Origin of the sequence: uncultured Ruegeria sp., assembly GCF_947489545.1 — a bacterium.
Classification (GTDB): Bacteria; Pseudomonadota; Alphaproteobacteria; order Rhodobacterales; family Rhodobacteraceae; genus Ruegeria.
This window is the reverse complement of the sequence record NZ_CANLDZ010000104.1, coordinates 1-302: the sequence shown is the minus strand read 5'-3', so window position 1 is coordinate 302 and position 302 is coordinate 1. Positions and strand designations below refer to the sequence as shown.

Sequence of the window (302 nt, the reverse complement as noted above, 5' to 3'; positions counted from 1 at the left end):
ATGGCATCAATCTTTGCTTGTACGATTTGGCTTTCACCTTGGTCTGAGAGCTCGTCCAAAACGTCGAGAAGTAGGGACCGTGCATCGACTTCACCCAAAATAGCTGGTGTTTCTCGCACAGCGATGGCACTTCCCCCGAATTGTTCGATGGTCAAGCCCACACCATTGAGTTCCACGGCCACTTCCATTAGTCGAGAGCAATCTTCATCCGAAAGCTCCACGATCTCCGGAATCAAAAGTACCTGGGCAGCGATGCCATCTTTCGCCATCTGTTGTTTAAGTTTCTCGTAGACCAGTCTTTC

General features: G+C 49.7%; 1 pseudogene. It reads right to left on the bottom strand.

What is annotated here, in order from left to right:
* Positions 1 to 302: pseudogene (locus tag Q1B13_RS26940) on the bottom strand (DNA mismatch repair protein MutL); the annotation flags it as partial.